This is a genomic window from Microcystis sp. BLCC-F209, from assembly GCF_041928595.1.
Lineage (GTDB): Bacteria > Cyanobacteriota > Cyanobacteriia > Cyanobacteriales > Microcystaceae > Microcystis.
Map to the genome: position 1 here is coordinate 1 of NZ_JBHFLL010000125.1, position 4195 is coordinate 4195.

The window sequence follows — 4195 nt, forward strand, 5'->3', positions numbered from 1 at the left end:
TTATTCCTCCCATCGAGAGCTATTCTGAATTGTAAGTTATAACTATTATAATCTCATTTCTCTTTGTGATCAAGTTGAAGATTTTCTAGTTTTTGACTGCTATAAGTATTAATACTCATTGCATAAGTGAGATGCTCCCGTTGCCAATCTCCCTTAACTTGACTGGGATTCACCCAAGTTTCAATCGTAAAACGAGTCAGACTTAAATTTGAACTATGGGGAATACTTACATAGTCATCAGTCCCATCAAATAATAGAGAATAATCAGTACTCATAATCTACCCCTTCTCTTAGCTGTGATTCCAAGCAAAACCGAGCGGAGATTAGTCGGAAACTAACCTACAAAAATCACCCACACTTTTACCAGATAATTGTGACTAGAACTGTTATAAAAATGTCGAGCTTGACTACATATACCCAGTCAACGAATCGCAAATTAACTTTTTAGCTGTCCTAACACTATTATAGAAATCCTAGGGACAAAAGTTCAGTATAAATACTCAATCGCAACAAAAAGAAATAAACAATATTTTGATTGTTTATTTCAGTAGTCGTGCAAAATTAATTTCCTAGTCGAGACAGGAGACAGATGAACGTAGGTCGGGTTGAAGCATGAAACCCAACGCCCGATTATGTTACGCTACCGCTAACCCATCCTACAAATAATTGTGCCTCCCCACTTATATCAGGGATCAAGAAAAGCCGTCGTTCTACGACGGGGTTTTAAACCCAAATTTTCGATAATCTCGATCGCAGTAGCTTTGATCTGGCGTTGTCAGATCAGAATAGGAAAGATGCAATGCAATCCTTGCTATCAAAGTAATTTGAGTTCCAAGCTGATTCGGATCATCTTTCAATTTGACAACGCCTTTGATCTAGCCTACCGGACTTAGTTGGTATAAAATCACTATTGCAGACGTTTTAAGCGTTCTTGGAGAATTTGGGCTTGTTTTTCGGACTCTGCTAAAGCTTGCTTCGTTTTTTCGATTAAAGCTTCTGGAGCTTTTTCGACAAAGCTAGGTTTATTCAAGCGATCGCTCAAACTCTTAATTTCCCCTTCTACTTTAGCTAAATTTTTCGCTAATTTCCCAGCCAATACCGATATATCAACCAATCCGGACAGGGGGATGAGGATTTCTACCGTAGCGACAACACCGGCGATCGCCTGATTGACTTCCTCGGTCAATTTTGCCGTCAAAATTAAGTTTTCGATCTTGGCCAAGTCTTTTAAGTACACTTGTCCGCGTTGCAAAATAGCTAATTCTTGGCTGTTTTCTGTCTGTAAAATTGCCGTAATCGTTGCCCCCGGTTTAATCCCTGCTTCGGCCCGCAAATTACGCAACACCCGAATACTTTCAATTAATAACTCAAAAGTATTTTCTAAGTCTAAATCGATCAGAGAACTATCAGCTATTGGATAGGTTTCTAAAGCTAAAACCTGCTGATTTTCTTGGGTTAAATGATGCCAAATTTCCTCAGTAATATGGGGCATAAAGGGATGTAATAATTTTAATGTCCCTGCCAAGATAAAAGCCAAAGTTTGCCGGGCCGTGGCACAGGAAACCGATTCTTTATCCTTCCATAAACGAGTTTTTACTAACTCGATATACCAATCACAGAAATCGCGCCAGATAAATTCGTATAGACCTTTAGCCGCTTCTCCCATGCCATAATTTTCTAGATAATCTCTAGTTTTTTGCACTGTTTGATGATAACGAGATAAAATCCAGCGATCAGATAATTCTAAATTTTCTAAAGCTGGTTCTCCCAATTCTTCTGGGGTTTTTCCCTCCAGATTCATCATGACAAAACGGGAAGCATTCCAAATTTTATTGGCAAAATTTCGGGCAGCTTCTACGGATTCCGATTCATCGGTTTTACGGTTGTATTGCAGACTGATATCCTGTCCTGCTCCTGCCACTTCTCGGATTAAGGTATATCGTAAAGCATCGGTTCCGTATTTATCAATTAAAATTAGCGGATCGATGCCGTTATTGGCAGATTTAGACATCTTTTTGCCGTTTTCATCCCTAACTAAACCGTGAATATAGACATCTTTAAAGGGCATTTGTCCCGTAAAATAGCCCGCCATCATCGTCATTCTGGCCACCCAGAAAAAGATAATATCAAAACCGGTGACGAGGGTTGTGGTGGGATAATAGGTGTCTAGATCAAGGGTTTTTTCTGGCCATCCCATAGTCGAAAATGGCCACAATCCCGAAGAAAACCAAGTATCTAAAACATCGGGGTCTTGTTGAATAATTATATCCTCTCCATACTCTTGTTTAGCCTTGGCTAAAGCGGAGGTTTCATCTGGGGCAACGACGAAGGGAGTATGGTTAGTAATTTCGTTGTTAGTTTCACTGATAATATACCAAGCGGGAATTTGATGACCCCACCACAGTTGTCGAGAAATACACCAATCTTTTAGTTTAACTAACCAATCGCGATAAACTTTTGTCCATCTTTCTGGCACAAAACGGGGCGAGTTTTCCTGATCTAAACAGGCTAAAGCTTTTGTGGCTAAAGGTTCAATTTTAATGAACCATTGGGTAGATAAAAGGGGTTCCACGGGAACTTTACCTCGATCGCTATAGGGGACGCTATGGCGATAGGCTTCAATCTTGACTAAAAAGCCGTCTTCATCGAGTTTTTTAACAACATTTTTGCGGGCAACAAAACGATCTTGACCTGCGAATATTCCGGCATTTTCGTTTAAACTGCCGTCTAAATTCATGATATTAATAAAGGCCAAATTATGGCGTTTACCCATCTCAAAATCCTTGGGATCGTGGGCCGGCGTAACTTTGACGCAACCGGTACCGAATTCGGGATCCACCAATTCATCGGCAATAATCGGGATTTCTCGCCCCATTATCGGTAAAGTGACGGTTTTGCCGATTAAATGGCGATAACGGGGGTCTTGCGGGTTGACAGCGACACCAGTATCACCGAGCATGGTTTCGGGTCTTGTGGTGGCTACTTGAAGATAACCGCTACCATCGCTAAGAGGATAGCGAAAATACCAGAGATTTCCCTCAATATCCTTGTTTTCCACCTCTAAATCGGAAACGGCCGACCGGGATTCGGGACACCAGTTAACTAAGTATTGACCGCGATAGATTAATCCGTCCTCATAGAGTTTGATAAAAGCAGTACGGACAGCATGGGAAAGTCCCTCATCCATAGTGAAACGTTCCCGCGTCCAATCGACGGATACCCCCAAGCGTCGCAGTTGATTAACAATGGTACTACCAGACTCCTCTTTCCATTGCCAAGCGCGTTCGAGGAATTTTTCCCTTCCTAGTTGATAACGGTCGGTTTTTTCGGCTTTTAATTGGCGATCGAGTATAGCTTGTACTGCAATACTAGCGTGATCTGTCCCAGGCAGCCAGAGGGTATTTTTGCCGGTCATGCGCTTGTAGCGAACGAGTGTATCAATCAAGGAACTCTCGAAGGCGTGACCCATGTGGAGACTACCGGTAACATTGGGAGGAGGGATAACTATACAGTAGGTTTCGCCGCCTTTTTCGGGGTTTGCTGTAAATATTTCTTGATTTTCCCAATATTGCTGCCATTTCGTTTCTGTGATCTTGGGATCGTATTGCTTCGATAGTTCCGAGGTCATGATGGGGGGATTCTACAATTCTTAGTTCTTTGTCAATTGTCCCACATTTGGGAGAGATCAAATTCCTGTTTAGTTGCTGGCTAAAAAATTTTAAGAGTCCTATTAAAATAGCTGTTATCTTTTCCTCGGCTAAACCTAGCTAATTTATGGTAACTTTTTTGTATCTCACCAGTACAATAATTGCTATAATCAATTGGGGGACTCAATCAATAAATTATGACCATAGCAACAGATAAAAATATCTATAGCTTTGCCGAATATTTACAACTAGAGGAAACGGCAACCTATAAACATGAGTATCAAGATGGGGAAATCGTACCGATGACAGGAGGCACTACTGATCATAATAAAATTGCTCTCAATTTTGCCGCTTATTTAAAATTTGCCCTCAAAGGACAGAAATATAATATTTTTATCGGTGACGTTAAATTATGGATAGCACAATATCGTCAAGCAACCTATCCCGATGTGATGCTAATTGAGGGAGAACCGATTTATTATGAAACTGGCAAGACAACTATTACCAATCCCAAATTAATAGTAGAAGTCCTCTCAAAATCAACTCAA

3 protein-coding genes are annotated in these 4195 nt (G+C 40.8%); 1 reads left to right on the top strand and 2 read right to left on the bottom strand.

Features of this window, described 5'->3' with window-relative positions; genetic code table 11:
• Window positions 1-53: 53 nt before the first annotated feature.
• Both ACE1AQ_RS07940 and ACE1AQ_RS07945 read right to left on the bottom strand, forming a co-directional pair.
• Window positions 54-275 (bottom strand): hypothetical protein, encoded by a 222-nt coding sequence (locus ACE1AQ_RS07940; RefSeq protein ID WP_374808189.1) that lies wholly within the window; start codon window positions 273-275, stop codon window positions 54-56.
• 632 nt (window positions 276-907) lie between these two features.
• On the bottom strand, window positions 908-3628 hold the full coding sequence (locus ACE1AQ_RS07945; RefSeq protein WP_110546018.1) for a valine--tRNA ligase: 2721 nt from the start codon (window positions 3626-3628) through the stop codon (window positions 908-910).
• A 216-nt stretch (window positions 3629-3844) separates the two neighbouring features.
• On the opposite strand from ACE1AQ_RS07945, the gene ACE1AQ_RS07950 reads away from it, so the two are divergent.
• Window positions 3845-4195 (top strand): Uma2 family endonuclease (locus tag ACE1AQ_RS07950; protein ID WP_374808191.1); only part of this gene is annotated, 351 nt, incomplete at its 3' end.